The sequence below is a fragment of the Nocardioides bigeumensis genome, from assembly GCF_039531755.1.
GTDB classification, from domain to species: Bacteria; Actinomycetota; Actinomycetes; order Propionibacteriales; family Nocardioidaceae; genus Nocardioides; species Nocardioides bigeumensis.
On sequence record NZ_BAAAQQ010000014.1, the window covers coordinates 47,528 to 73,058 of the forward strand.

The following is a 25,531-nucleotide window of genomic DNA, read 5'->3' on the forward strand; positions in this document are numbered from 1 at the left end:
GTTGAGGCGCTCCTCGAGAAGGCTTGGGACATCGCAAGATCCCAAGCCATCTCAACGAGGAGAACCGCCATGAGCACCATCGCCAGCCCCGCACAGCAGCACTCACGCACCGCCACGCCGGAGGTGCCGCGCCCGGTCCGCTCGCTCGCCGTACGCCGCGCCTTCCTGGTCGCGGCGCCCGTCCTGGCGGGCCTGTTCCTGATCGTCGGCGCCGTCGCCGACCCGGCCTCGGGCATCGCCGGCCAGCGGATGCACGAGATCTACACCGCCAACCCGGAGGCCCTGCAGTTCAAGTCGCTGGGCTACAAGTGGGCCTACGCCTTCTGGATCCTGCCGTCGCTGATGGCGGTGCCCTACGTCCGCCGCAAGGGCGCGGCCATCGCCACGCTGGCCGGCTTCGTCGGCTTCGGGGGACTCTCCACCATGCCGGGCCTGCTGTCGTCCGACTGGTTCGAGTCGGCGGTCGGCCAGCTCTACGGCGTCGACGCGATCGAGAAGGTCTTCGGCCACATGGAGGACACCATGTGGGGTGTGCCGGTCTTCCTGATGCCGGGCATCATCGGCCTGGCCTTCGGGCTGCCGCTGATCATGGCCGCCCTCTGGCGCGCCGGCTTCGCCCGCTGGTGGGGCTTCGCCGCCAGCGTCGCGGCCTTCGCGGTGTTCATGGTCTCCGAGGCCACGGTGTGGGGCGCCACAGCCTCGGCCGTGATCCTCACCGTCGTCGCGGTCGCCCTCGCCAAGGCGACGAAGGCCGCCGACGTCGAGGTGTGACCCCGCTGCTCGCCGAACAGGTCGTGTGCTCAAGCGGTTGCCATGGCGACCACCTGAGCACACGACTCATCTGCTGGTGGTCGAGGAGGTCCCGCAGCGACCGAGACCTAGATGCTCGTCCGATGGAAGTTCTGGAACGACCGTGACGGTGTCGGCCCGCGCTGGCCCTGGTAGCGCGAGCCGTACTTCTCCGAGCCATAGGGGTGCTCGCTCGGGGACGACAGGCGGAAGAAGCAGAACTGCCCGATCTTCATGCCGGGGTAGAGCTTGATCGGCAGCGTCGCCACGTTGGCCAGCTCGAGCGTCACGTGGCCGGAGAAGCCGGGATCGACGAAGCCGGCCGTCGCGTGGGTCAGCAGCCCCAGCCGCCCCAAGCTCGACTTGCCCTCCACCCGGGCCGCGATGTCGTCGGGCAGGGTGACGACCTCGTACGTCGACCCCAGCACGAACTCCCCCGGGTGCAGGATGAACGGCTCGTCGCCCTCCGGCTCGACCACGCGGGTCAGGTCGGACTGGTCGGCAGCGGGGTCGATGTGCGGGTAGCGGTGATTCTCGAACGTCCGGAAGTAGCGATCCAGCCGCACGTCCACCGACGACGGCTGCATCATCTCGACGTCCCACGGCTCCAGCGCGACCCGCCCCGCCTCGATCTCGGTCAGGATGTCGCGGTCGGAGAGCAGCACGGGCGACAACTTACCGGCCACCTCGCGTGGGTCGCAGGGCACCGAGGTTGCTACCATCACCGAGCCGCCGAGAGGCGGCATGCGGATGTAGCTCAGTTGGTAGAGCGCGACCTTCCCAAGGTCGATGTCGCGAGTTCGAGTCTCGTCATCCGCTCCACAAAAGCGCAGGTCAGAGGTGGTTCTGCCACAGTTTCGTCGCGCCCTGACCAATCAATGTGCCCCCGGCGTGCCCCCGTGGTGGCCCGCGCATCGCCCTTCGGCGAAGAGCGTGGCACTCGTTCCGGCGCTCGATGGATGAGAGAAAGTCAGCTTGTCGAACTCGCGCATAGCGGACCCGCTGAATCAGATGGCGGTCAAACCTCCGTCGACGGTGAACACGCCGCCAGTGGCGTAAGACGCGTCCCCCGAGGTCAACCAAGCCGCCAGAGCCGCAACCTCAGCCGGGTCGCCAGCGCGGCGCAGCGGGATGGTGCTGACCGCAGCCTCCGCGGCCTCCGGCTGCTCGAAAAGGAACCGGTTCAGCCCGGTCCGCACCAAGCCCGGCACGACGAGGTTCACCCGAATGCCTCGAGTCGCGTACTCGTTGGCCATGACCCGCGCCAGTCCGTGCACGCCGCCTTTGGACGCGCTGTAGGCATGCATGCCGAGTTCCATGCCGAACATCCCGGTGGGAGACCCGACCAGCACGATTGACCCGCCGACACCGGCGAGCATCGCCCGGACCGTCGCTCGCGACGTCAGGAACATCCCTGTCAGGTTGACGTCCAAAGTCCGCTGCCACGCCTCGAGACTCAGCTCGTGGACTGCAGCGTCCTGGTCAACCAAGTACACCCCTGCACAGAGGACCGCAGTGTCAATGACACCCGTGGCATCGGTCATGAGGGTCTCGAACGCGTGCGCCACGCTCTGCTCGGAGGCCACGTCGCACGCGAGCGCCACCACCGCCTCACCCCACCGCTCCTCGAGCTGCCGGAGCGCCCGGAGGTCGCGGTCCAGGCACACGACGCGCGCGCCGTCCTCCAGGAACCGTTCGGCGCAGGCCAAGCCGATGCCCGACCCGGCGCCGGTGACCAGCGCCGTCCGGCGTACGGAGCTGGCCGACGGGGCGTTAGGACGCATCCTGAGACCGGCCGACCACAGCGGCGCTCGACGGGCGTGCCATGCCGCCCAGGCGGCGGGCCCAGGTGATCGTGCCAGGCTGAAGGACCACCGCCGAGAACAGGATGACCGTGCCGAAGATGACCGTCCGCCACGCGGCGTCGACCGACATGGTCGCCAGCACCGACTGGACCACGGCGATGAACAACGCGCCGGCGAGCGTGCCGAGGAACACGCCGCGCCCGCCAGCGACCGCAGCACCGCCAAGGACTACCGCTGCGATCGTTGGCAACAGGTACGGGTCGCCCATCGCGAGCGTGCTCTGACCGCTGTACCCGGCGAGGATGACACCGGCGAGAGCGGCGCTCACACCGCTGATCGCGTACACCGAGACCACGACCCGCGCGTTGTTCACTCCAGACAAGAACGCCGTGCGGGCGCTCGCACCCACGGAGGCGACCCGGCGGCCAAACCCGGTCTTGGATTGCAGCAGCGTTCCGGCCAGCAGAAGCACCGCGAGCAGGACGACCGGGCCCGGGATGGGCGTGCCTGGCAAGTCCTCGTCCATGACCTTGCGCAGCGAGGGCGGCGACACGCCGCGGGCAGAGCCCTCGGTGTACAGCAGGACGAGCCCTTGCAAGACGACGTTCATTGCCAGTGTCATGACGATCGCCGGCAGGCGCAGCATGACGATGCCCAGCCCATTCACGACGCCGATGAACGCGCCTGCGGCCAGGATCGCCGGCGCGACCCACAGCGCGCGGGAGTCGGACCCGTCGGCGAACCTGGTGATTGCGAGCGCGGACATCGACATCACCCACGGGATGCTGAGGTCGAACCCGCCCGACAGCATCACCAGTCCTTGGCCGAACGCAGCGATCGCCACGATCAGCGCGTACGCGGACACGCTGCTCGCCAGGCCGGAGTACTGGACAGACCCCACTGTGACCTGGAGAACGAAGACAAGTCCGGCCAGGGACAGCACCCCGAGACCGATGGCGGTTTCCCGGGAGGGGTGGAATCCCGTACTGAGCTCTGTGGCCGAGATCTGCCGCGGCCGCAGCATGCCTTCTGCGTCGACGGTCATCCGCCAGCTCCTGACACTGGTTCGGCACTGCGGCTGACGAGCAGTCGCCGCGGATTCTGGACGACGACCGCGACGACCAAGATGGCGCCAGTCAGCACGTAGTTGAGCTCGCTCGGGGCCTCGATCGTGAACAGGATGCTGTAGGAGGTGTAAAGGACGAACGCGCCGATCAGGCCGCTGACGGGAGTGCCCCTGCCGCCGCCGAACTGCGTGCCGCCGACGACGACCGCAGCAAACGCGTTGAGGGTGAAGTCGGCGCCTAGGTTCGGCGTGCCGCTGACGGTGAGGGCGCTGAGGAAAAGTCCTGCCAGTCCGTAGCAGAACCCGGCGATTGCGAACGCGGCGACCTCGGTGCCAGCGACCGGGACCCCGTTCGCTCGAGCTGCTGCCCGGTCTCCGCCAAGGGCGAGGATGTTGACCCGCAGCGATGTGCGGCTCAGCAGCAGCCACAGCACGCACAGCCCGAGCAGAAGCAGGACCGCGTTGGGGACACCGCCCCGCACCCCGGTCAGCAAGTCGGCGAAGTCGAAAGGGACCGACCCGCCCGGCGAGTCCAGCACCAGCAGCGCGGCGCCGCCCCAAATGAAGAACGTGGCCAACGTGACGATCACCGACGGCAGGCCCGTGGTCGTGACCAGCACTCCGTTCAAGGCGCCGGCGGCCACACCGATGCCCACGGCAAGCAACGAGACCCACATCATCGAGGCGCTGGTGTCCTGCATCCTGGTCGCGACCACAACGTTGACCAGAGCCACCACGGCTGCCACGGACAGGTCTAGGCCGCCGGCCATCACGACCACCGACAAGCCGGCCGCAGCCAACGCGACCGTCGCGCCGGCGTTGACGAAAGAGGAGAACCCGTAGGTGGTCAACACGGCTTCGCTGATGGAGGCGTTGATGGCGAAGAAGGCAACCAGCACCGCCGCGGAGGCGAGGAACCCGACCTTCCGGGACGCGAACGAGCGCACCGCGGCGCCGCGTTCACCGACCCTGACTGCCGTCGCAGTCTCCTGGCTCATGAGTCGCCTCCCAGCATCCCGGCCAGGACGCGCTCACGGGTGATCTCGGAGCCAGCCATCGACCCTGTCACGACGCCCCGGTAGATGGTGATGACGCGGTCGCACACGGTGGTGAGCTCGTCGATGTCGCTGGAGTAGAACAGCACCGCGCCGCCACCTGCGGCGAACGTCGTCATCCATGCGAAGAACTCCTGGCGGGCGCCGACATCGACCCCGCGCAACGGGTCGAACATCAGCAGGATCCGCGAGTCCGCGACCAGCCACTTCGCGGCCACGACCTTCTGCTGGTTGCCGCCGCTGAGCGAGCTCGCGGCGTTGTCGAAGACGCCGGCGGCCAGCCCGAGGGACGCCATCGCCGGCGCAGCTGTCTGCGCTTCCTTGGCCGGTGAGACGACACCAGCGCGGGACACGCGCCGCAGCGCCGGCAGTGTCAGATTTTCCCTGACGGTCCGCTGCAGCATCAGCCCTTCGGTCTTACGGTCCTCGGGGACCATGCCGATCCCTGCGCGGATAGCGCGACGCGGGCTCTTCAGACGTACCGCCCGGCCACCGACCAGGACCTCTCCGCGGGTGGGCCGCTGCGCCCCGAACAGTGTCATGAACAGTGCGTGCTGCCCTTGCCCCTCCAAGCCGCCGACACCGAGGACCTCGCCTTCACCGAGCGTCAAGCTGACGTCGCGCAGTGCCGGTTCGACGGACAGGCTCTGAACCTCCAGCACCGTGTTTGTCGCCCGGGGAGCCTCGTCGTGACGGTCGGCGATGACGCGCTGGGTCTGGAGCATCTCGCGCCCCAGCATGAGCGTGGCGATCTTTTGCTCGTTCAGGCCTGACGACGACTCTGAGGCCACCGCCCGGCCATCGCGCAGCACCGTCACGTAGTCGCACACGTCCTCGATCTCGGCCAGCCGGTGCGACACGATCACTACCGCGACTCCACGATCGCGCAGGTGGCGAATCTGGCCCTTCAGCCAATCGGCTCCGGCGGGGTCAAGCGCCGAGGTCGGCTCGTCGAGCACCAGCACCTGGTCGGTCCGCTCGAGGGCCCGCACGATCTCGATCCGTTGCCGGACCGGCAGTGGGTTGCTCTTCACCGGCTTGCGTGGGTCGACGTCGTCAACCCGCCAGCGCCGGAGTATCTCCGAGGCGGCGGCGACGGTCGACTCGAACGACGTGACGCCATACTCACGGCGGCGGCCCAGCACGAGATTCTCCGCGACGCTCAGATACGGCACCAGGGTCAGCTCCTGGTACGCCGTGGAGACCTGCCATGCCGGCGACCCGGCGAACGGAGTCGGGTTCTCGTCGATCCTCAACTGGCCCGCGTCGGGACGGACGAGCCCGTTGAGGACTTTGATGAGCGTCGACTTGCCCGCCCCGTTCTGCCCCAGGAGGCCATGGACCGACCCCGTGCGGAACTCCACGCTGACGTCGTCGAGCGCCTGGATAGCCCCGAAGCATTTGCTGACCGAGGCGACCTCGGCCCGACGCCATCGCGGTGTCCCTGGGTCCGGGCCGGGTCTGTCTGGTTTGCCGGGGTTGCCGGGCCGCACCTCCTCGGCCCGAGTTGAACTGGGAAGCGGCCCGGGGCGACCGGGCTCCCCGCCATCGTTGACGGGGAGCCCGGCCATCTGCGTCACTTTTGGACGCATCCCTCGACCTCCGAGCACGGCTTCCGATCCGAGATCTTGTCCGGGGTACCGTGCAGCGCGGCTTCCAGGCCCTGCTCGACCAGTGGGCTCCAGAACGGGAAGAAGTCCGGCGGGATGTCGTCGCCGACGAATAGGTTGGCCCCTTCGGCCGGGTTCGTGCCCACCTTCACGTCCTCGGCGGTGACCAGCGGTGTCGGCAGCAGCGTGGTCTTGGGGATGTCCGCACCTTCGAGGACGTCCATCGCGATGAAGAACGCGAGCTCGCCATCCCACGGCGGCGCTGGCACGGCCACGTTCGTGGTCACCCCGCCGCCCCCGACATCCTCGGGCGCCATCAGCATCATCTCGTCCTTTGACATGCCGCCGGAGCAGAAGATCTCCTTGTCCTTCACGATCTCATGCACCTGGATGCATCCGGTCGCTCCCCACACCGCGTCGGCCTCGGGGTGCGCGGCGTAGGCCTGGGCGAAGGTGGTCTTGATGGTCGCCGCCGCCCACTCACCTTCCGGCTCGGCAACGATCTCGACATCGGTGCCTTCGATGGCCTTCAGGACGCCTTCGTACTCGAAGGTGTCGGCAGGGACCCCCTCGATGCCGCGGATCACGATCAACTCGCCTTTGCCGCCCATCTGGTCGACCAGCCACTTGGCGCCGGTGTACCCGAACTGCTCGAGGTCGGGGTAGACGTTGTAGGCGCACGGAGCGGTGACGTTGCTATCCCACGCCACCACGACCACGCCGGCCTTGCAGGCCTTCTCGATGGCGGGGTTGAGCCCGGTCGGCGAGACCGGGTAGAGCACGATGGCGTCGACGCCCGCGGCCACCTCGTTGTTGATCATCTGGATCTGCTTGGTGACGTCGACACCGGCCACGTCCACGCGCAGCTCGACCTTCTCGTCGTAGGGGGGCGTCTTCGCCGCAGCCTCGATGAGGTTGCGGGCCTGGGTCTGGTAGGTGTTGTTGGTCGTGCTCAGGTTCAGCGCGATCTTGAACTTGCCGTCGTCACCGCCTCCGCCCTGCCCCGAGCCGGGCTTGTCGTCTCCGCAGGCGACGGTGACTGCGGCCACCAGCGCGAGTGCTGCGGCAAGGAGCAACGGCCGCTGTGGAATCTTCATGGGCTACCTCACTGTGGGCGGTTCTGCTCGGAGTGGGAGCGAGCGGGAACCCTGCGGGGCCTGAACTCTCCCGGTTGTCGGACGCGACCTCGGTTGGCCTGAGGGTGGTCGACTGTGACGCGAGGAACAATAGAGTTATCCGATAGTGGAGTCAAGCATTACATCGTGAGAAAATGGTCTTCCTGTGGAGTGTCGCGCGCCGCCGCGCGTCGCTAGTTGTCCGCACCCTGGCCACGGGGGTGGCGGCGCCGCGAGAGGTTGACACGAGCGCCTCTCGCTCAGGCGCAGAGCGCCGGACCTCGGGCTGGCCTGAGGCCCAGAGGTCGGATGCGCGCCAGCGTGGGCCGGCGTCGGAGCCTTTGGAGGAGAGACGGACAGGAGCCGCGCCCACCCCGCTATGAGGCTGCGATCTCCTCAGCCTCCTTGCACGCTCGCAGCACCGCGTCGGTGAGCCGCGAGGACGACCGCGCGTAACGGCCCGACGGGCTCGAGACGGTGTAGGCCCCGATGATTCGGCCCGCCATGAAGATGGGGGCGGCTACGCAGGAGACATCGAGCGCGAACTCCTCGACGTCGGTGGAGTAGCCGCGCGACCGGATCTCCTCGAGCTCGGCCAGCAAGGCGTCGCGGTCGGTGATGGTGTTGGGCGTCAGCGACTCCAGCTCGTGGTTGGCAAGGTACTGGTCGCGCACGCTCGGTCGCGCATGCGCCAGGAACAACTTCCCGGATGCGCGAGCGTGGGCGTACCCGACCGATCCGCGTTGAAGCTGCGCAACCCGGACAGCGAGGCTGCCTTCGGCGGTCGAGATGACGGCGACCTCTCCGCCCCGCCATGCACTGAGGTAGGAGGTCTCCCCGGTCTCGACCGCCAAGTCGCGCAGCGGCCCTTCGAGCCGGTCCAAGGGCTCGCCCTGGTCTGCGTACGCCTCCCCAAGAGCACCGATTCGCGGGCCGAGGCGATAGTTCCCTCCGCCGCTCTTGGCCAGAGCGCCGGCCGCTGACAGCGTGTGCAGCAAGTGATAGGTCGTCGGCAGCGGCGCACCCATGAGCTCGGCGAGCTCCTTGGCGGACATGCCCTCGGGGCGTTCGGCGATCGCCGAGAGTGCGGTGAACGCCTTGGTCACCGACGCGATGTGCGGCTTGCGGGGCTCGGCCACCAGCGGGTTCTCCTCAACTCAGCGGACGGGGGACATTGAAAGCTAAAACGAGGTCAGACGCGAGTCGCACCACAGTGTGGTGCCGTTGAGCGTCATGCCGGGGGAACTGGCCAGGAAAGCTATTCGCTGCCCGATCTCGTCCGGTGTCTGGAACTGCTGGCGCGGCAGCTGCATCTCAGCCTCGCGAATCAGGTCGCCGACGTCGCGGCCTGCCACGGCTGCGGTCCTCTCGTAGATGTCGGTGAGCATGCCGTCAATGACCTCGCCGGGCACGAGTAGGCACGCGGCCACTTGGTGTTCAGCAAGGGCCAGCGCCTGGGTCATCGTCAGGTGCTTGACCAGCGCCTTGCTGGCGCCGTACGCCGCTCGCGGTGGCCGGCCGACCTCAGCGGCCACTGACCCAACATTGACGACCATCCCTCGCCGGCCCGTCACAGGGTTCACCGGCTGGCTGACCATGAGGCGGGAGAAGGCCTGTCCGACGAGGAAGACGCCGTCGGCGTTGACCGACATCACCCGCCGCCAGGTCTTGAAGGTCACGTTGAGCAGGTCGTCGACGTGGGTGGTTCCGGCGTTGTTGACGACCAAGTCGATCGTGCCGGCGTCGACAGAGACCTGGTGGACGACTGCTTGAGCAGCGTCGTTGACGCTTTCAGGGTCGGACACGTCGCAGACGTAGGCGTGAACGCGACCGCCGGTGGCGGCGAATTCCTCCGCTACGCGGGTCACGGCGGCCTCGTCGATGTCTGCGAGATGCACGGTGTAGCCCAACTGGACCAAGTGAGTAGCGGTAGCTCTGCCCAGCGCTCCGGCGCCGCCGGTGACAAACGCGTGCAGCCCACTCACATCCGCGGTCGTGGGTTGGGCCGATGGCTGGCTTGCTGGGTGCGTAGCTGGGTCGGTCACTGGTCGTCGTTCCGCTCCGGGCTTTGGAACAGCTCCAGAGTGATGCCATCGGGGTCACGCAGGTAGCAGCTGACCCCCCCGGCGTTCCTGCCGGCGTCGATGAACACCGGAGGGGATATGAAGGTGACCCCCTGGCTCACCAGTCGGGCGTGGTCAGCGGCGATGTCGTCGACGATGAAGCACAGGTGCGCGTTCCCGGCGTGGTTCGGCTGGAGCGGCGCCTTCTTCACGACGGGCGTCACGTACTCGAACAGCTCGAGGACGTGGGGTGCGTCGCGCAACCGCAGGTGCGCCATCTTCACCCGGGCGCCGGGCAGCCCGACGATCTGGCCGAGGTAGGCCGCGTCCATCTCTTGCCGCATCACCTCGGTGTAATCGAACGCCGTCGAGTAGAACTCCGCCGACCTGTCGAGGTCGGTGACGGTCAGGCCGACATGGTGCATGTGGTGGATCGTCACGTGGGACTCCTGTCGTGATGGGTCATCGCAAGGCCAGCGGGTTGACGGGGGACCCGACGGCACCCGTGATGGGCAGCGCCGGGGCGACAAACAGGAACTCGAAACGACCGTCGACGGCGCACGCCTCGGCCAGCGCATCGAGGTCGAACATCTCGCCCAAGTGGATTCCGGCATGGACCAGCAGGATGACGTGGACCGAGGTTCGAATTGCGGGGACTTCTGCCGGCCACACCTCAGTGGTCCAGGTGTCGATGGCCACTGCGGCCACGCGGGTCTCGCACAGCAGCGGCGCGGCATGGACCGACAGGCCCGGCGAGGAGCCGCCGACGTAGTCTCCCCACGCTCCGCGAGCGCGGGCCGCGGCGAGGTGGCCGGTGCGCACCATCAGGAAGTCGCCGGGACGCAGCTCCACCCGCTGGGCGGCCAGGCAGTCGGCGAGGACCTCGGAGGTAATCGGCTCCCCGGGGTCCAGCCACGGCCGGCCCGCGTAGCGCGGCAGGTCGGCCAGAACCCCCCGGCCGACGAAACGGGATGCCACCTTGTCGATGCTGTTCTTCTCCGCGCCGGCGCTGGTGACCCGCTCAGGGCCATGCCCGTTGTACATCTTCTGGCGGTAGAACGAGTGAGAAAGCGCGTCCCACTGCGTTCCGCACTGAAGTGGCATGTAGACAGCGTCGTCCGTGTACTCCATGTTCAGGTGCCGTTGCGCGCCGGCCAGTATGTCGCCGCCGTCTTGCAGCATCGTATGGATCGGGTTGACCCTTCCGAACTCTCCGCTCTGTGGGCCGTTGGCGTCGAAGTTCAGCGACAGCGAGAACACCGCACCGTCACGGACGAGCGCAGCTGCTTGGCCCACCTGCTCGCGGCCCGCCTCGTTCAGCGTGCCGGCCTCGTCGTGTTCGCCCCACCGGCCCCACGTGGAGTACTTCGCGGCGAGCTGCTCGACAACATCCGGGTCAGCCGGCGGCGCGGAGAATCGCTCCTGCACACCCACCCGCTCGTCCATCGGATCACTCGCCTGAAGACTCGCCTGGTCTCGCACCTGGTCATTCACCTTGCGTCCCCCGCTCGGCCAGGAGCGCTCGGCGGGGGTTGTGCACAGTGATCAGCTCGATGACCTCGTCGCTGACGCCGGCGGCCTTCAGCATGGGCAGAAACTCCCGCATCAGCAGCGTGTAGCCGCTCCCGCCGCGCACAGCCAGGTGAGAGGCCAGGCACACGTCGTGCGAGAGCAGGATCCTGGCAGCGTGGCCGCGGTCGACCAGGTTGCGCACCCAGCGGACCCGGCACTCGAGGTCAAACTTGCTGCCGGCACGGATCGTGTCGAACTGCACGAAGGCGCCGCGTTCGGCGATGGAGACGTGATAGTCGGGGAGCGGGACCGTGTCGCAGTGGCCGACGATCACGCAGCGGGGGTCGACTCCCTCCTCGGCGAGCAGGTCGAGCTGCGCGTGGCCGACCGGCCACCGCGCGGCGTGGGTGGTCAGGCCAAGTCCGGTCGCGACCTGAGCACGGCCGGCCGCCCGGAACGACCGCTCCTCGGCGGCGGAGATGAAGCCTCTGTCAGAGCCGATCTCTCCGATGATGCCGGCCCGCACACCGGTGCCGTCGATACCGTCGTCGACCTCGGAGATGAGCTCGTCGGCAAGCGCCTTCACCGACGTGGGGTCCATCCACTCCGGTCGCAAGTACGGGTCGCGGTAGAACCCGGTCCCCAGCACCACGAGCACCCCGGCAGCCTTCGCGGCCTCCGCCACCTGGACATGTTGAGGGGACAGTCCGCGCGTGGTGCAGTCGATGATCGTGCCGCCGCCGTGGTCGGCGAAGTCGCGCAGCTCGCCGACGGCCGCGTCGAAGTCATTGAGCAGCCCGTCGCCGCGGTACTCGCGGGTCAGGTCGAGGAAGATGTGCTCGTGCGGCAGGACCAGGCCGAGGGCAGCCGGGTCCACCGGCCCGTCGGTGGTCATCACGGCGGCGTCGGCCATCGAACAGCTCCTTCACGGCGGTGTTGTGCACAACTAGTCAAGCAGCAACACACTGGTTATCACAATGGGATGTTGCATTTTCGTATGGTTGTAAGTCCTGTATGGTTCCCCGGACTGACCGAGGTCGAGCGCTCGACCGCGGCACCGCCGAGCAGCCTTAGGAGACCACGTGCCCGCTCCGCTCACTCCCACGCTCGCCTTCGAACGCATGACGTTCATCCGCTGCTTTGAGGAGCAGGCCCTCAGCCTGTCCCGCGACGGTGAGGTAGCCGGCTCCATCCACCTGTGCCTCGGACAGGAAGCCATCCCGGTCGGGGCGCTCGCGGCCCTCGAGCCCCAGGACCGAGTTTTGGCTACCTACCGCGGCCACGGCTGGGCCATCGCCTGCGGCTCCGACCCCTTGGCCTTGATGGCCGAGATCGCCCAGCGTGGCGCAGGCCTGAACGGTGGCCGCGCAGGCTCACCCCTGCTCAGCGACCCCGAGCGCGGCTTCCTCGGCGAGAACTCCATCGTCGGCGCCGGCGTCCCGGTCGCCGCCGGAGTGGCCTTGGCGAGCCAACAGCAAGGCAGCGACGCGGTCGTCCTCGTCTCGTTCGGAGACGGCGCGATGAACCAAGGCGCGACCACCGAAGGGATGGTGTTCGCCGCAGCCCGGAACCTGCCGGTCATCTTCTTGTGCGAGAACAATGGCTGGTCGGAGATGACTCCCATCAGCGCCACAACGCGCGGCGAGGATCTTGCCGCCCGCGGCCGTGGGCTCGGCATCACGAGCCGGGTCGTCGACGGGAACGACCCGTTCGCCGTCCGAGGCGCTGTCTCCGACGCCGCTGACGCGTGCCGCCGCGGCGAAGGGCCGGTCCTGCTCGAGTGCAAGACCGCGCGCCTGTCGGGCCACTACAACAAGGACATCGAGCACTACCGCCCGGCCGATGACGCGCAACGCGCCAAGGACGCCGACCCGATCGCCCGGCTCGTGAGCCAGCTCGACGACGCTCAGCGACAGGAGGCCGACACCATCAGCGCGAAGGTCGCTGCCCAGTTGGCCGAGGTCGTGACCGCCGTCAAGGCGATGCCAGCGCCGGATCCCGCAGACGCCACCAGTCACCTGTACGCCGCCGACCACGACCCCGATACGGCTCCGACGCTGCCGCTTCAGCCGCCTAGGTCCGTGCCGTACCACCGGGCAGTGAACCAGGCCCTCAAGGAAGCGCTCGAGCACTCCCCGACGGTCATGGTCTACGGCGAAGACGTCGGTTTCGCCGGCGGCATCTTCGGCGTCACCCGAGGCCTTCAGAAGGAGTTCGGCGTGGGACGGGTCTTTGACACCCCCATCGCTGAGGCGGCCATCCTCGGCTCCGCTGTCGGAGCCGCGATGGTAGGCATGCGGCCGGTCGTGGAGGTGATGTGGGCCGACTTTGTGTTCGTCGCCCTCGACCAGATCGTCAACCAAGCAGCGAACGTGCGCTACGTCAGCCGATCCAAGCTCACCGCCCCGCTGACCATCCGCATGCAGCAGGGCGCCACCCCCGGCTCGTGCGCCCAGCACTCCCAGTCCATCGAGGCGATACTCGCGCACGTACCCGGCATCAAGGTCGGCCTTCCCGCCTCTGCACAGGACGCCTACGAGATGACCCGCGCCGCCGTCTACGACCCTGACCCGGTCGTCCTGATCGAGAACCGCGTCATGTACACCGAAGCGGGCGAGGTGGCCTTCGGTGGGCAAGTCGCCGCCACGCACGGAGCCCGGCTGCGCCGCACCGGGTCCGACGTCGCCGTCATCTGCTGGGGCACCACGGTCAGCAAGGCACTGGACGCAGCCGCCGATCTGGAGCAGGACGGCATCAACGCCGCGGTGCTCGACCTGCGATGGCTGCGGCCGTTGGACACCGACGCGATCGCAGCGGTGGTCGCTGCAACGTCGGGTCGCGTGGTCGTCGTCCACGAGGCGCACCTGACAGGTGGCTTCGGTGCCGAAGTGAGCGCCCGGATCACCGAGCAGCACTTCGACCGTCTCGCCGGCCCGGTGGTCCGCCTCGGCCTGCCCGACGTGCGGATGCCGTCCGCGCCAGCTCTCCAGGACGCGGTGCTGCCATCGGCTGCCGACATCGTCGACGCTGCCCGCAAGCTCGCCCAGCACTAGCGGCAGGCTGCACCCATGGACTTCTTAGTGAACGTCCTCATATCCGTTCCGGACGGAGTCACAGCTCCCGAGATCGACCGACTCCGTGAGGCGGAGGCAGTGCGGGCCAGCGAACTGGCTGCTGTGGGCCACCTGGTCAGGCTGTGGAGAGTCCCTGACGACTGGGCCAACTGGGGCCTATGGCGAGCAGACGACGAAGAAGCGCTCCGCCTCTTGCTCGACAGCCTCCCCCTGCGTCGGTTCATGACGCTGACCATCCATCCTCTGACGCCACATCCGAATGACCCTGGCTAGCCGACTCAAGCGGGCTGTGCCCCCGTCGTGCCCCCGCACGCGCCTACCCGTTCGTTGACGATCATCACCGTCACGTTGACGACAGCCGTCAACTGCGCCCTGGTCGGGACTCACCGCTGCGCGGGATCGCCTTCCCAAGGTCGATGTCGCGAGTTCGAGTCTCGTCATCCGCTCCAACACCCGAAGCGCGCGACACTCTGCTCAACGTCGATGTCGCGAGTTCGAGTCTCGTCATCCGCTCCAACACCCGAAGCGCGCGACACTCTGCTCAACGTCGATCGCCCGCTGTGACGGTTGCGGTTTCTGTGACTAGAGGGGACAGTGGGACGGTCCACTTCCCCGGACGAAGGTTCAGTCCCGCATGTCTCGTCGCACTTCCGTCCTCGTCGCCGTCGGCCTGTTGGCCGTAGCGCTGGGTCTTGCGCCGCTGCTGCCCGACGCCGGGTCCGTCGCCGGACGCGCCGACCGCGCCAGGCTGACCGAGTCCCGGCCGACCGCAACGGCGCAGACGGCCTCCCCCGGGCGCGGCGAGGTGACGCCGCGGATGCGCCGCGAGATCGAGCGCGTGGTCGCGTCCGGACGGTCGCTGGGACCCGATGCCGGGCGGGTCACGCCGAGGATGCTGGTCGACACCCAGGTGCGGTGCGCGGTGTTCGCCGGCCAGCGCTACTGCCTCGGGATCGGGTGGACACAGGACTCCGAGGCCGAGGTGCGCGACCGGATCGCCGCGGCGGCGTCGAGCACGTTGCGGCGTACGCCTGCGACCACCACCGGTGACCTCGACCTGGTGGCGGGACTGCAAGCAGCGGCGAGCCGGTCCGAGTCCGAGCGGGTGGCGGGCGAACGTGCCGAGCTCACCGACGCCGCCGCGTCGGTGGCGAAGGTGTGGCAGCTGCGCCACGAGATCCAGGGCGTGCCGCTCCCCGCCAAGTACGCCGCCCTGGCCAGGCCCAAGGACAAGGGCCGGGTGTACCCACGAACCGCCCGCATCATGAAGGGCTCGCGCACGCTGGCGCAGAACCGCAGCTGGTGGTGCGGCCCGACGGCGATGCAGTCGATCGCCTGGGGCTGGGACCACGACAAGCGCCCGCAGAGCTATTGGGCCAAGCGCCTCGGCACCACCACCAGCGGCAGCTCCATCAGCGAGATCGTCAGGCAGGTGAACAGGTCGACGGGATATGACAGCCCCCGGCGGGCCGGCCCCTACGTCGTCCTCGACATCTCCGACTTCACCTACCGCCAGTGGTGGCGGATGACCAAGCGGCACATCGCCAAGCTGCGTGCCCCACTGGTGCTGCACCCACAGCTGCTGTCGCGCTTCTACCCCTACCTCTCCTTCGACGCGTCCGGGCACTTCCAGGTCGGCCGCGGCTACCGCGACCGGCGCAACGGCGTCGAGAAGATCGGCTTCTTCGAGCCCTGGAACCAGCAGGCCTTCGACCCGGGCTCGCCGTACGTCGAGCGCGTGCAGTGGCGCAGCGCCTACCGCAGCTTCCGCGCCAACAAGGCGCACCCGATGCAGAACCTGGGTCTGTGAAAGGGATCGCGCGAATCGCAGTCGTCGCCGGCGCGCTCCTGCTCGCCGCCTGCTCCGGCGACCAGGACCCTGGACTCCAGCCAGCAGACGAACCCCGGTCACCGCGAGCGCAGGACTGGAAGCGGGTGGATGCGCCGCCGGGGTCGACCGTCACCACGACGCGCGGCGGGTCGGTCACCGTCGACGAGGAGCGCACCCGGGCCACCGTCACCGGCGCGGCCTCCGTGACGGTGATGGCCGGGGATCGCTTCCGCATCGAGCAGGCGCTCATCGACGAGCGCTGGGCGGTCGTCGTCCGCGGCGACACCCTCAGGCAGAAGCCCGGCGAGGCGACGGTCGTCGACCTCGTCACCGGAGACTCCGCACAGCTCGACGGGACCTCCGACCCGCCGACGGTGAGCGGCGGCACCTGGGCGTTGCACGGCGACACCCTCGTGCACGCCACGCGCGGACAAGACGGCGCCTACTGCCTGGCGCGGCGCGATCTCGCGGACGGCGTCGAGGCCACAGGCGAGGTCGTCTACTGCGCCGAGGACCGGCACGGCTTCACCAACGCGCGCGTCACCGACGCCGGCCTGGGCCTGATGACGTTCGACGACGGCCGCCCCTCGTGTCGCACGGTGGGCGTGGTCGACGGCTCCGCCGTCGCTCCCCAAGCCGGCGTTGACGAGTGCAAGGGCTGGGAGCTCGTCCCCACCCGTCTCGGCACGATCTGGTCGGTCATCCCCAAGGAGAACGAGCTCGACGTCGCCCATGTGTACGCCGCACCCGCGACCAGCTCGGACAGCGATCCCGTCGACCTCGGTGAGGCCGCGGCGGGCAGCCTGGTCTGGTGCGGCGACGCGGCGTACTTCTCGCGCGACTCCTCCCGTGGCGCCCCCGCCCGCCTGCTCCGATGGACGGGCGGCGCGAAGGCCGACGTCGTCTACGAAGCCAAGGGTGGCCGAGCCTTCATCGACGGTCCACGCTGCGGGGGCGACCGGATCACCATCTCGGTCCTCGCCGAGTCCGGCGACCAGCAGCTCACCGCACGCGTCTCGTAGCGGCCGCGTAACGTCGGGGCCGTGGCGTTCACCGGCTTCCCCGTCGCGGCTCTCGACTTCTACGACGACCTCGAGATGGACAACACCAAGTCGTTCTGGGACAAGCACAAGGCCGTGTACGACGAGGGCGTGAAGGCGCCGATGACCGCGCTGCTGGCCGAGCTGGAGCCTGAGTTCGGGAGCGGCAAGATCTTCCGGCCCTACCGCGACGTGCGTTTCGCGAAGGACAAGACCCCCTACAAGACCCACCAGGGCGGCTACGTGGCCGTCGCGCCGGCGACCGGCTACTACGTCGAGCTGTCCGCGCGCGGCGTACGCGTCGGCGGCGGGTTCTACGACGCCAGCACGGCGCGACTCGGCACGATCCGCGACGCGATCGCCGACGACGGCCCGGGCAGGCGCCTGCGCACTGTTGTGAACAGGCTGCAGAAGGACGGCTGGGAGATCGGCGGCGAGCGCCTCAAGACGACGCCCCGCGGGTACGACGCCGACCACCCCCGGATCGACCTCTTGCGGCACAAGTCACTCACCGCCGGACGGTCCTACGGCTTCGACGGACTGATCCACACACCCGAGCTCGCGGAACGGGTGCGTCAGGACTGGCGGGCGCTCAAGCCGCTCGTCAGCTGGGTCGAGACCCACGCCGGCGATACCTGACCACGAATCGCACGCTTCGAAGAACCACAACCCGTGCTGATCGTGGTCAACTGTTGATCAGTGCGGCTGCCACGCGTCCTCGTCGGCGGTGCGCGAGGTGACCGACTCGGGCAGCTTGCGGTCGGAGAGGCTCTGGATGGTCACCGTCTCGAAGACGTCGCGCAGGGAGTCGCGGGCGGCGATCCAGACATGTTGGAGCACCTCGGCCGACTCGTTGTAGGTGACTGCCTCGGGGCGCAGGCCGTAGACCGACACGAGCGGACCGTCGACGGCGCGGATCACGTCGGCGACGGAGACCTTGTCGGCCGAGCGGCCGAGCCGCCAGCCACCCGACTGTCCCCGTTGGGACACCACCACGCCCGCCCGGCGCAGGTCGGCGAGGATCGCCTGGAGGAAGCCGTGGGGGATGTCCTGCAGCCGGCCGAGCTCCTCGGCGCTGACCGGGGTCCCGTCGGTCCGACCGGCCATCTCGATCAGCGCCCGCAGGGCGTAGTCGGACTTGGCGGAGACACGCATGGCGCCAGTCTCGCAGATAAGTCGATGAAGTTTGTTGCCGAGACGCGTCGGTCCCGCGCGGCCAGGACGAGGAGCATGCCGTGACGCGTGGGTCACATTCCCGCCGGTTCCGCTTGCACCACCCCCGAATGCGAGGCAGACTTATGTTACTGACGAGTATTGATACTCATGAGTAGTCCGCGCGCAGTGCAGTCCGAGCAGGCCCCCGACAGCCGAGGTGACCGAGAATGAGCCACTACAAGAGCAACCTGCGTGACATCGAGTTCACGCTCTTCGAGGTCCTGGGCCGCGACGAGGTGCTCGGCCAGGGGCCGTTCGCCGAGATCGACGGCGAGACCGCGCGCGAGGTGCTCGCCGAGGTCGACCGGCTCGCCCGCGAGGACCTCGCGGCGTCGTACGTCGAGAGCGACCGCAACCCTCCCGTCTTCGACCCCGCGACGCACACCGCACCCGTGCCGCCGGCGTTCAAGAAGTCGTACGACGCCTGGATGGACGCGGAGTACTGGCGCCTCGGCATCCCGCAGGAGCTCGGCGGGACCCCAGGCCCCTCGTCCCTGACCTGGGCGCTGGGCGAGCTGGTGCTCGGCTCGAACGCGCCGGTGTGGATGTACGGCTGCGGGCCGAGCTTCGCCGCGGTCATCCACCGCGCAGGCAACGAGCGGGACCAGCGCATCGCGCAGATCATGGTCGAGCAGGGCTGGGGCGCCTCGATGGTGCTGACCGAGCCCGACGCCGGCTCCGACGTCGGCGCCGGCCGCGCCAAGGCGACCCGCAACGACGACGGCTCGTGGAACATCACCGGCGTCAAGCGCTTCATCACCTCCGCCGAGCACGACATGAGCGACAACATCGTCCACCTCGTGCTCGCGCGCCCCACCGGTGACGACCTGCCCGAGGGCGTCGGCGGCGCCGGCACCAAGGGCCTCTCCCTCTTCATCGTGCCGAAGATCCACTTCGACCACGAGACCGGCGAGCTGACCGGCGAGCGCAACGGCGTCTACGTCACCAACGTCGAGCACAAGATGGGCATCAAGGTGTCCAACACCTGCGAGCTCACCTTCGGTGACCCGAGCGTCGGTGGCGGCGAGCCCGCCAAGGGCTGGCTGCTGGGCGAGGTGCACGACGGGATCGCGCAGATGTTCCAGGTCATCGAGAACGCCCGGATGATGGTCGGCACGAAGGCCATCGCGACCCTGTCGACCGGCTACCTCAACGCTCTGGAGTACGCCAAGGAGCGGGTCCAGGGCCCCGACCTCACCCGGGCCGCCGACAAGACGGCCCCGCGCGTGACGATCACCCACCACCCCGACGTACGCCGCTCGCTGATGACCCAGAAGTCCTTCGCCGAGGCGATGCGCGCGCTGGTGCTCTACACCGCCACCTGGCAGGACGAGGTGATGATCGCCGAGCACGCGGGCGAGTCGGACTCCGAGCGGGCCAAGCTGGCCGCGGCCGTCAACGACCTGCTGCTGCCGATCGTGAAGGGCTACGGCTCCGAGCGCTCGTGGGTGCTGCTCGGCACCGAGTCGTTGCAGACGCTGGGCGGGTCGGGCTTCCTTCAGGAGTACCCCCTGGAGCAGTACGTCCGCGACGCCAAGATCGACACCCTCTACGAAGGCACCACCGCGATCCAGGGCCAGGACTTCTTCTTCCGCAAGATCGTCAAGGACCAGGGCCGCGCCCTCGGCCACCTGGCCAAGGAGATCGGTGCGTTCGTCGAGTCCGGGGCCGGCAACGGCCGGCTCAAGCAGGAGCGCGCGCTGCTCGCCGCCGCCCTCGAGGACGCGAACGCCGTCGTCGGTCACATGATCACCGACCTGATGTCCGCGGACGCGTCGTCGGAGCACGGCGACGTGCGCAACATCTACAAGGTCGGCCTCAACACCACGCGCCTGCTGATGGTGCTGGGTGACGTCGTCTGCTCGTGGCTCCTGCTGCGTCAGGCCGAGGTCGCGCTCGCCCGATTGTCGGGGGACCTGTCGGCCAAGGACAAGGCGTTCTACGAGGGCAAGGTCGCGGCCGCGCAGTTCTTCGCGCGCTCGCTCCTGCCGCGCGTGGCCGCCGAGCGCGCCATCGCCGAGGCGGTCGACCTCGAGCTGATGGACCTCGACGAGTCGGCCTTCTGACAGGGCGCCGTCAACGGCGCAGGCCGGCCCGCGCCGCGCGGCGTACGGCGTCGGTCAGCCGGTCGAGCAGCGGTGACTCCAGCCGCCAGCGCTGCCAGTACAGCTCGACGTCGAGGTGCTCGCGCCGGCTGAGCAGCACCAGGCGCCCGGCCTCGACGTCGGGGAGGAGCTGGGGTTCGGGCAGGGTCGCCCAGCCCAGGCCGCGGCGGACGGCCTCGTGGAAGTCGGTCGACGTCGGCACGTTGTGGACCACGGGTGGCTGGTCGACCCCGCGTGCGTCCAGCACGTCGTGCTGCAGGGCGTCCTTCTCGTTGAAGACCACCATCGGCATCCGGGCCCAGTCATGGCTGCGGCCCGACCGCCAGCGCTCTACGAACTCCGGCGACGCCGCCGGCCGGTAGCGCAGCAGGCCCAGTCGCTCGACCCGGCAGCCCTGCACCGGCGTCGCCTCGCTCGTGACAGCAGCGTGCACCTCGCCACGGCGCAAGAGCTCGTGCGACCACGCCTGGTCCTCGACGTGGAGACGCAGGGCGACGTTGTCCCATCCGCCGACCTCACCGAGCACGGGCCGCAGCCAGGTCGCCAGGGAGTCGGCGTTGACGGCGACGGGCAGGTCCACGGATGCTGCGCCGGCGTCGGGGAGGACGTCGGCCACCTCGGCCAGCAGCAGCTGGGTCTGCCGCGCGACCACCAGCAGCCGCTCCCCCGCCGCGGTCGGGACGCACGGGGCGCCGCGGCGCACCAGCACCTGACCGCTCGCCGTCTCCAGGGCCCGCACCCGCTGGCTGATCGCGCTGGGGGTGACGCGCAGGTGGCGCGCGGCGCCCTCGAAGGTGCCGAGGTCGGCGATGGCGACGAGAGCCGCAAGCTGGGCAGTGGAGACCTCCATGTAGGAACGCTAATGCAAGTGAAGAAACATTCGCTGGCCTACATCACGACCTGCCCCCTAGCGTCGAGGCGTGACGTCGTCGTTCGTGCCTGGCCTGCTCGTGGGGCTGTCCCTCATCGTGGCGATTGGCGCGCAGAACGCCTTCGTCCTGCGTCAGGGCCTGCGCCGCGAGCACGTCGGGACCGTCGTCGCGATCTGCGCCCTCTCCGACCTCGTGCTGATCCTCGCCGGGGTCGCCGGCATCGGCACGATCGTCGAGCGTGCACCCGCGGCGCTCGAGGTGGTGCGCTGGCTGGGAGTGGCGTTCCTGACGACGTACGGCGTGCTGTCCCTGTGGCGGGCGCGGAGCGCCGACGCCCTGCACGCGGCGTCGGCCGAGCCGGCGTCTCGCTACAGCGTCGCCCTTCGGGCAGTGGCGCTCACCTGGCTGAACCCGCACGTCTACCTCGACACCGTCCTCCTGCTCGGGGGCGTCGCGGCCACGCACGGCGACGGGCGCTGGTGGTTCGCCGCGGGAGCGTCGGCGGGCAGCCTGCTCTGGTTCGCCGGCCTTGGGTACGGCGCCCGAAGGCTGCACCGGGTGCTGTCGTCGCCGCGCGCCTGGCAGGTGCTCGAGGTGCTGATCGGTCTCACGATGCTGCTGATCGCGCTGAACCTCGCGACTGGTTCAATGCCGGAGTGACCACGATCGGGATCGTGTCGCCCGGCGCGATGGGCTCCGCGCTCGGCCGGGCCTGGGCTCGTGGTGGGGCTCGCGTGGTGGCCACCACCGCCGGTCGCTCCGAGCGGACTCGCGGTCTCGCGCACGGCCTGGACCTGCTGCCCGACCTCCCGTCCGTCGTCGCCGCCAGCGACCTGGTCGTCAGCGTGTGCCCGCCCGGCGCGGCGTCCGACGTGCTGGACGCCGTGCTCGCTGCCGCCGACGGCTCGACGCCGGCGTACGCCGATCTCAACGCGATCTCACCCGGGCTTGCCGTCGAGCTCGCCGCCAGGGCCGCACGAGCCGGGCTCGACTGCGTGGACGGCTCCATCAGCGGAGGCCCGCCCACGCCCGGAGGCGACACCCTCGTCTACCTGTCGGGGGAACGGGCACCCTGGGTCGCCGGGCTGCCGTCGGACGGCATCCGGCCGCGCGTGGTCGGCGACCGCCCCGGCACCGCGTCCGCGGTGAAGATGTGCACGGCCTCGGTCTACAAGGGCACGGCGCTGATCTGGCTCCAAGCCCTGGCCACCGCCGAGCGGCTCGGGGTCCTCGACGTCGTGCTGGCCGACCTCGGTGAGGAGTACCCCGACGACGTCGCCATCGCCGCGCGCCGCATCGCGATGGCGGCCAGCAAGAGCGGCCGCTACGTCGGCGAGATGGAGCAGATCGCCGCCACCCAGGACTCCGCCGAGGTCGGGTCGGCCCTCTTCGACGGGATGGCGGCCGCGTACGACCGGGTCTCGGGTACGCCGCTCGCGCGGCTCTCGCCCGAGGAGGCGCGCGAGCTCGAGGACCTCGGCGAGGTGCTCGGCCGGCTCCGGTAGGCCTACAGGGCGCGCGCCCGCACCGACGTCGTGAACAGCGCAGAGTAGGCGTTGAGCGCGGGCTGGCCGCCCAGGTGCGCGTAGAGGACGTTGCTCTCGCGGGGGATCTCGCCGGACGACACGAGGTCGACCAGGCCGGCCATCGACTTGCCTTCGTAGACGGGGTCCAGGATCACGCCCTCGAGCTGGGCGGTGAGCCGCATCGCCTCCAGGGTCGAGTCGACCGGGATGCCGTAGAGGTCACCGGCCCAGCCCTCCAGCACGGTGATCTCGTCGTCGCGGAGGTCGCGGCCGAGCCCGATGAGGTCGGCGGTACGCCGCGCGATCCGGTCGACCTGGTCGCGGGTCTTGGCCAGGGTCGCCGACGCGTCGATGCCGATGACGCGGCGCTCCCGCTCCTGCGCGGCGAAGCCGGCGATCATGCCGGCGTGCGTCGAGCCGGTCACGGTGCACACGACGACGGTGTCGAAGAAGACGCCGAGCGCTTCCTCTTGGGCGGCGACCTCGTCGGCCCAGCCGGCGAAGCCCAGACCGCCGAGGCGGTGGTCGGAGGCGCCGGCCGGGATGGCGTACGGCGTCCCGCCCCGCGCCTCGACGTCGGCGATCGCCTGCTTCCACGAGTCCCGGAAGCCGATGTCGAAGCCGGCGGAGTCGAGGCGCACCTCCGCGCCCATCAGCCGGCTGAGCATGATGTTGCCGACCCGGTCGTTGACGGAGTCGGGCCAGTCGACCCACTTCTCCTGGACCAGCACGCACTTCAGTCCCAGGTGCGCGGCGACCGCTGCCACCTGGCGGGTGTGGTTGGACTGGTAGCCGCCGATGCTCACCAGCGTGTCGGCGCCCTGGGCGAGCGCCTCGGGGACGAGGTACTCCAGCTTGCGGGTCTTGTTGCCGCCGTACGCCAGGGCGCTGTTGCAGTCCTCGCGCTTGGCCCACACGGTGGCGCCCCCGAGGTGGGCGGTCAGCCGGTCCATCCGGTGGATCGGGCTGGGGCCGAAGGTGAGCGGGTGGCGTGGGAAGTCGGAGAGCGGCATGGGCCCAGTCTCGCGTCGTACCGCCCGTCCGGACCAGCCCGTCCGTCCGTAGGCTCCCGCCATGAGCGATCGGGAGCGCCTCGCAGGATACGTCGAGGTCTGGTGGCGGGCCGTGGACGACCTCACCACCTTGCTGGAGGAGCTCACTGCCGACGACTGGGCGGCACCGACCGACCTGCCGGGTTGGGACGTGCACGCGGTCGCCGCCCACACCGCCCACCTCGAAGGCGTCCTCGCCGGGCAGCCGGAGGAGACGGTGGACGTCGGCGAACCGGAGCACGTGCGCGGGGTCATGGGCCTCTACACCGAGCAGGGCGTCGTGGCCCGCCGGGACCGGACGCCCGACGAGCTGATCAACGAGATCCGTGAGGCAGCGACCAGCCGGCACACCGCGCTGCTGGCCGACCCGCCGACCGACGGCGCCGCGAAGCCCGACCGGATCTTCGGCGGCATCGGCTGGGACTGGCAGACGCTGCTGCGCAACCGTCCCCTCGACGTCTGGATGCACGAGCAGGACGTTCGTCGCGCGGTCGGCAGGCCCGGCGGCCTGGACTCGCCCGCGGCCGGCCACACCGTCGACTACCTCTCGGAGAGCCTCGGCTACGTCCTCGCCAAGCGCGCCGGGGCGACACCCGGGACGTCGGTCCGTCTCGACGTCGACGGGCACGCCCCGGTCGCGTACGTCGTCGGTGAGGACGGCCGCGGGCGACGACTCGACGACCTTCCCCCGGAGCCGACGGTGACGATCACGACCGGCCCCGAGTGGTTCGCGCTCCTCGCGGGCGGCCGTCGTACGCCGCCGGACGACGCGGTCCGGATCGACGGCGACGTGGAGCTCGGCCGACGGCTCGTCGAGCTCTTCGCCGTGACGCCGTGACAGGCGACAGCGCCTGGTCCCTCAACGACATCGGCGACCAGTCCGGTCGCACTGCTCTCGTCACCGGCCCCTCGCCCGACAGCCTCGGCCACCACGTCGCGCTCGAGCTGGCCCGACGCGGGGCGCGGGTGGCCCTCGCGGGGCGGGACGACGCCAAGGTGGCCAGGACCGCCGAGCTGATCCTCGCCGAGGTCCCGGCCGCGCAGGTCGACCGGGTGCGCCTCGACCTGGCCGACCTCTCCTCGGTCCGGCGCGCGGCAGAGGAGGCGGCGGCGCTCGGACCGCTCCACCTGCTGATCAACAACGCGGGCGTGATGGCGCCGCCGTACTCACGCACGCTCGACGGCCTCGAGCTGCAGATGGCCACCAACCACTTCGGACCCTTTCTGCTGACCGGACTGCTGCTGCCCCAGCTCGTCGCCGCCGGAGACTCGCGCGTCGTGGCCGTGTCGTCCAACGGCCACCGGATGGCGCGCTCGGCCCCTCTCGGCGAGCCCCTGACCACGCCACGGCGCTACTCGCGCTGGTCGCAGTACGGCGCCACCAAGCTCGCCAACCTGCTCTTCACCTACGAGCTGGACCGGCGACTGCGCGTGGCCGGCCTCCCGGTCAAGGCGCTGGCCGCGCACCCCGGCTTCGCCGGCACCCACCTCGTCGTCAACGGCCAGCTCGGCCGTGCGTCCGGCGGCCTCGCGTCGGTCCTGCACGGCGCCGTGCAGCTGGTCTCGCAGGCCCCGGCCGCTGGCGCCTGGCCCGTGCTGATGGCTGCGACCGCCGACCTTCCGGGCTCGACGTACTGCGGACCGTCAGGTCTCGGCGAGTGGCAGGGTCCCGCCCAGGTGACGACGTCCAGCAAGCTCTCCCACGACGAGACCGCCCAGAGGGAGCTCTGGGAGCTGTCCGAGCGGACAGTGCAGCTGGAGCTCATCTGACGCAGCGGGCTCTCGAAGGTCGAGACGGCTA

The 25,531-nt window shown here is 69.6% G+C and carries 25 protein-coding genes and 1 tRNA gene; 12 read left to right on the forward strand and 14 right to left on the reverse strand.

The features are described from left to right. Positions 1-69 precede the first annotated feature (69 nt). Positions 70-771 carry a hypothetical protein gene (locus tag ABD295_RS19585; protein ID WP_344305527.1) on the forward strand — a complete coding sequence of 234 codons (702 nt, stop codon included), beginning with the start codon at positions 70-72 and terminating at the stop codon, positions 769-771. 107 nt (positions 772-878) lie between these two features. On the opposite strand, the gene dcd is transcribed toward ABD295_RS19585, so the two are convergent. After that, entirely contained in the window at positions 879-1,454 is a 576-nt protein-coding gene (dcd, locus tag ABD295_RS19590) for a dCTP deaminase (RefSeq protein ID WP_344305528.1), read from the reverse strand. 81 nt (positions 1,455-1,535) lie between these two features. On the opposite strand from dcd, the gene ABD295_RS19595 reads away from it, so the two are divergent. Continuing rightward, positions 1,536-1,611 (forward strand) — tRNA-Gly (locus tag ABD295_RS19595). A gap of 185 nt (positions 1,612-1,796) precedes the next feature. On the opposite strand, the gene ABD295_RS19600 is transcribed toward ABD295_RS19595, so the two are convergent. The 10 genes from ABD295_RS19600 to ABD295_RS19645 all read right to left on the reverse strand — a co-directional run bounded on the left by ABD295_RS19600 (position 1,797) and on the right by ABD295_RS19645 (position 11,928). Continuing rightward, positions 1,797-2,573 carry an SDR family NAD(P)-dependent oxidoreductase gene (locus ABD295_RS19600; protein WP_344305529.1) on the reverse strand — a complete coding sequence of 259 codons (777 nt, stop codon included), beginning with the start codon at positions 2,571-2,573 and terminating at the stop codon, positions 1,797-1,799. Beyond that, positions 2,563-3,639: an ABC transporter permease gene (locus tag ABD295_RS19605; RefSeq protein ID WP_344305530.1), complete on the reverse strand. Its 1,077-nt coding sequence runs from the start codon at positions 3,637-3,639 to the stop codon at positions 2,563-2,565. Before ABD295_RS19605 ends, ABD295_RS19600 begins: the two co-directional genes overlap by 11 nt. Beyond that, positions 3,636-4,658 carry an ABC transporter permease gene (locus tag ABD295_RS19610; RefSeq protein WP_344305531.1) on the reverse strand — a complete coding sequence of 341 codons (1,023 nt, stop codon included), beginning with the start codon at positions 4,656-4,658 and terminating at the stop codon, positions 3,636-3,638. The genes ABD295_RS19605 and ABD295_RS19610 overlap by 4 nt, the downstream gene beginning before the upstream one ends. Further along, the gene (locus ABD295_RS19615; protein ID WP_344305532.1) at positions 4,655-6,307 is read right to left on the reverse strand and encodes a sugar ABC transporter ATP-binding protein; all 1,653 of its coding nucleotides are present in this window, start codon (positions 6,305-6,307) and stop codon (positions 4,655-4,657) included. The genes ABD295_RS19610 and ABD295_RS19615 overlap by 4 nt, the downstream gene beginning before the upstream one ends. Continuing rightward, positions 6,292-7,422, reverse strand: coding sequence for a substrate-binding domain-containing protein (locus tag ABD295_RS19620; RefSeq protein WP_344305533.1), 1,131 nt, complete (start codon positions 7,420-7,422; stop codon positions 6,292-6,294). The genes ABD295_RS19615 and ABD295_RS19620 overlap by 16 nt, the downstream gene beginning before the upstream one ends. Before the next feature lie 395 nt (positions 7,423-7,817). Then, positions 7,818-8,579 carry an IclR family transcriptional regulator gene (locus ABD295_RS19625; RefSeq protein ID WP_344305534.1) on the reverse strand — a complete coding sequence of 254 codons (762 nt, stop codon included), beginning with the start codon at positions 8,577-8,579 and terminating at the stop codon, positions 7,818-7,820. 42 nt (positions 8,580-8,621) lie between these two features. Further along, positions 8,622-9,485 carry an SDR family NAD(P)-dependent oxidoreductase gene (locus ABD295_RS19630; protein ID WP_344305535.1) on the reverse strand — a complete coding sequence of 288 codons (864 nt, stop codon included), beginning with the start codon at positions 9,483-9,485 and terminating at the stop codon, positions 8,622-8,624. Then, positions 9,482-9,943 carry a VOC family protein gene (locus ABD295_RS19635; RefSeq protein WP_344305536.1) on the reverse strand — a complete coding sequence of 154 codons (462 nt, stop codon included), beginning with the start codon at positions 9,941-9,943 and terminating at the stop codon, positions 9,482-9,484. Before ABD295_RS19635 ends, ABD295_RS19630 begins: the two co-directional genes overlap by 4 nt. Positions 9,944-9,965: 22 nt before the next feature. Then, a complete protein-coding gene (locus tag ABD295_RS19640) occupies positions 9,966-10,949 on the reverse strand; it encodes a cyclase family protein (protein ID WP_344305537.1) in 984 nt (327 codons plus the stop codon). A 40-nt stretch (positions 10,950-10,989) separates the two neighbouring features. Continuing rightward, the gene (locus ABD295_RS19645; RefSeq protein WP_344305538.1) at positions 10,990-11,928 is read right to left on the reverse strand and encodes a phosphotriesterase family protein; all 939 of its coding nucleotides are present in this window, start codon (positions 11,926-11,928) and stop codon (positions 10,990-10,992) included. Positions 11,929-12,097: 169 nt separating this feature from the next. On the opposite strand from ABD295_RS19645, the gene ABD295_RS19650 reads away from it, so the two are divergent. The 5 genes from ABD295_RS19650 to ABD295_RS19670 all read left to right on the forward strand — a co-directional run bounded on the left by ABD295_RS19650 (position 12,098) and on the right by ABD295_RS19670 (position 17,599). Beyond that, positions 12,098-14,068, forward strand: coding sequence for an alpha-ketoacid dehydrogenase subunit alpha/beta (locus ABD295_RS19650; RefSeq protein WP_344305539.1), 1,971 nt, complete (start codon positions 12,098-12,100; stop codon positions 14,066-14,068). 15 nt (positions 14,069-14,083) lie between these two features. Further along, positions 14,084-14,362 (forward strand): muconolactone Delta-isomerase, encoded by a 279-nt coding sequence (locus ABD295_RS19655; protein WP_344305540.1) that lies wholly within the window; start codon positions 14,084-14,086, stop codon positions 14,360-14,362. A gap of 361 nt (positions 14,363-14,723) precedes the next feature. Further along, positions 14,724-15,899 carry a C39 family peptidase gene (locus ABD295_RS19660; RefSeq protein ID WP_344305541.1) on the forward strand — a complete coding sequence of 392 codons (1,176 nt, stop codon included), beginning with the start codon at positions 14,724-14,726 and terminating at the stop codon, positions 15,897-15,899. A 125-nt stretch (positions 15,900-16,024) separates the two neighbouring features. Further along, positions 16,025-16,942 (forward strand): hypothetical protein, encoded by a 918-nt coding sequence (locus ABD295_RS19665; RefSeq protein WP_344305542.1) that lies wholly within the window; start codon positions 16,025-16,027, stop codon positions 16,940-16,942. Positions 16,943-16,963: 21 nt separating this feature from the next. Beyond that, a complete protein-coding gene (locus ABD295_RS19670) occupies positions 16,964-17,599 on the forward strand; it encodes a DUF2461 domain-containing protein (RefSeq protein WP_344305543.1) in 636 nt (211 codons plus the stop codon). A gap of 57 nt (positions 17,600-17,656) precedes the next feature. On the opposite strand, the gene ABD295_RS19675 is transcribed toward ABD295_RS19670, so the two are convergent. Further along, the gene (locus ABD295_RS19675) at positions 17,657-18,115 is read right to left on the reverse strand and encodes an RrF2 family transcriptional regulator (RefSeq protein ID WP_344305544.1); all 459 of its coding nucleotides are present in this window, start codon (positions 18,113-18,115) and stop codon (positions 17,657-17,659) included. A gap of 227 nt (positions 18,116-18,342) precedes the next feature. Between ABD295_RS19675 and ABD295_RS19680 the strand changes: the two genes are divergently transcribed. Beyond that, positions 18,343-20,241, forward strand: a complete 1,899-nt coding sequence (locus ABD295_RS19680) for an acyl-CoA dehydrogenase (protein WP_344305545.1) — start codon at positions 18,343-18,345, stop codon at positions 20,239-20,241. A gap of 10 nt (positions 20,242-20,251) precedes the next feature. On the opposite strand, the gene ABD295_RS19685 is transcribed toward ABD295_RS19680, so the two are convergent. Then, positions 20,252-21,130, reverse strand: coding sequence for a LysR family transcriptional regulator ArgP (locus tag ABD295_RS19685; protein ID WP_344305546.1), 879 nt, complete (start codon positions 21,128-21,130; stop codon positions 20,252-20,254). A gap of 70 nt (positions 21,131-21,200) precedes the next feature. Here ABD295_RS19685 and ABD295_RS19690 point away from each other — a divergent pair, with 70 nt between their 5' ends. Together ABD295_RS19690 and ABD295_RS19695 are read left to right on the forward strand one after the other, a co-directional pair. Next, the gene (locus ABD295_RS19690; RefSeq protein ID WP_344305547.1) at positions 21,201-21,812 is read left to right on the forward strand and encodes a LysE/ArgO family amino acid transporter; all 612 of its coding nucleotides are present in this window, start codon (positions 21,201-21,203) and stop codon (positions 21,810-21,812) included. Beyond that, a complete protein-coding gene (locus ABD295_RS19695; RefSeq protein ID WP_344305549.1) occupies positions 21,809-22,657 on the forward strand; it encodes an NAD(P)-dependent oxidoreductase in 849 nt (282 codons plus the stop codon). The genes ABD295_RS19690 and ABD295_RS19695 overlap by 4 nt, the downstream gene beginning before the upstream one ends. 2 nt (positions 22,658-22,659) lie before the next feature. Here ABD295_RS19695 and ABD295_RS19700 read toward each other — a convergent pair whose 3' ends face one another. Beyond that, entirely contained in the window at positions 22,660-23,691 is a 1,032-nt protein-coding gene (locus tag ABD295_RS19700; protein ID WP_344305550.1) for a 1-aminocyclopropane-1-carboxylate deaminase, read from the reverse strand. A 61-nt stretch (positions 23,692-23,752) separates the two neighbouring features. Between ABD295_RS19700 and ABD295_RS19705 the strand changes: the two genes are divergently transcribed. Together ABD295_RS19705 and ABD295_RS19710 are read left to right on the forward strand one after the other, a co-directional pair. Beyond that, positions 23,753-24,568: a maleylpyruvate isomerase family mycothiol-dependent enzyme gene (locus ABD295_RS19705; RefSeq protein ID WP_344305551.1), complete on the forward strand. Its 816-nt coding sequence runs from the start codon at positions 23,753-23,755 to the stop codon at positions 24,566-24,568. Further along, complete coding sequence (locus ABD295_RS19710) at positions 24,565-25,500, forward strand: oxidoreductase (RefSeq protein WP_344305552.1); 936 nt, start codon at positions 24,565-24,567, stop codon at positions 25,498-25,500. The genes ABD295_RS19705 and ABD295_RS19710 overlap by 4 nt, the downstream gene beginning before the upstream one ends. Positions 25,501-25,531 lie beyond the last annotated feature (31 nt).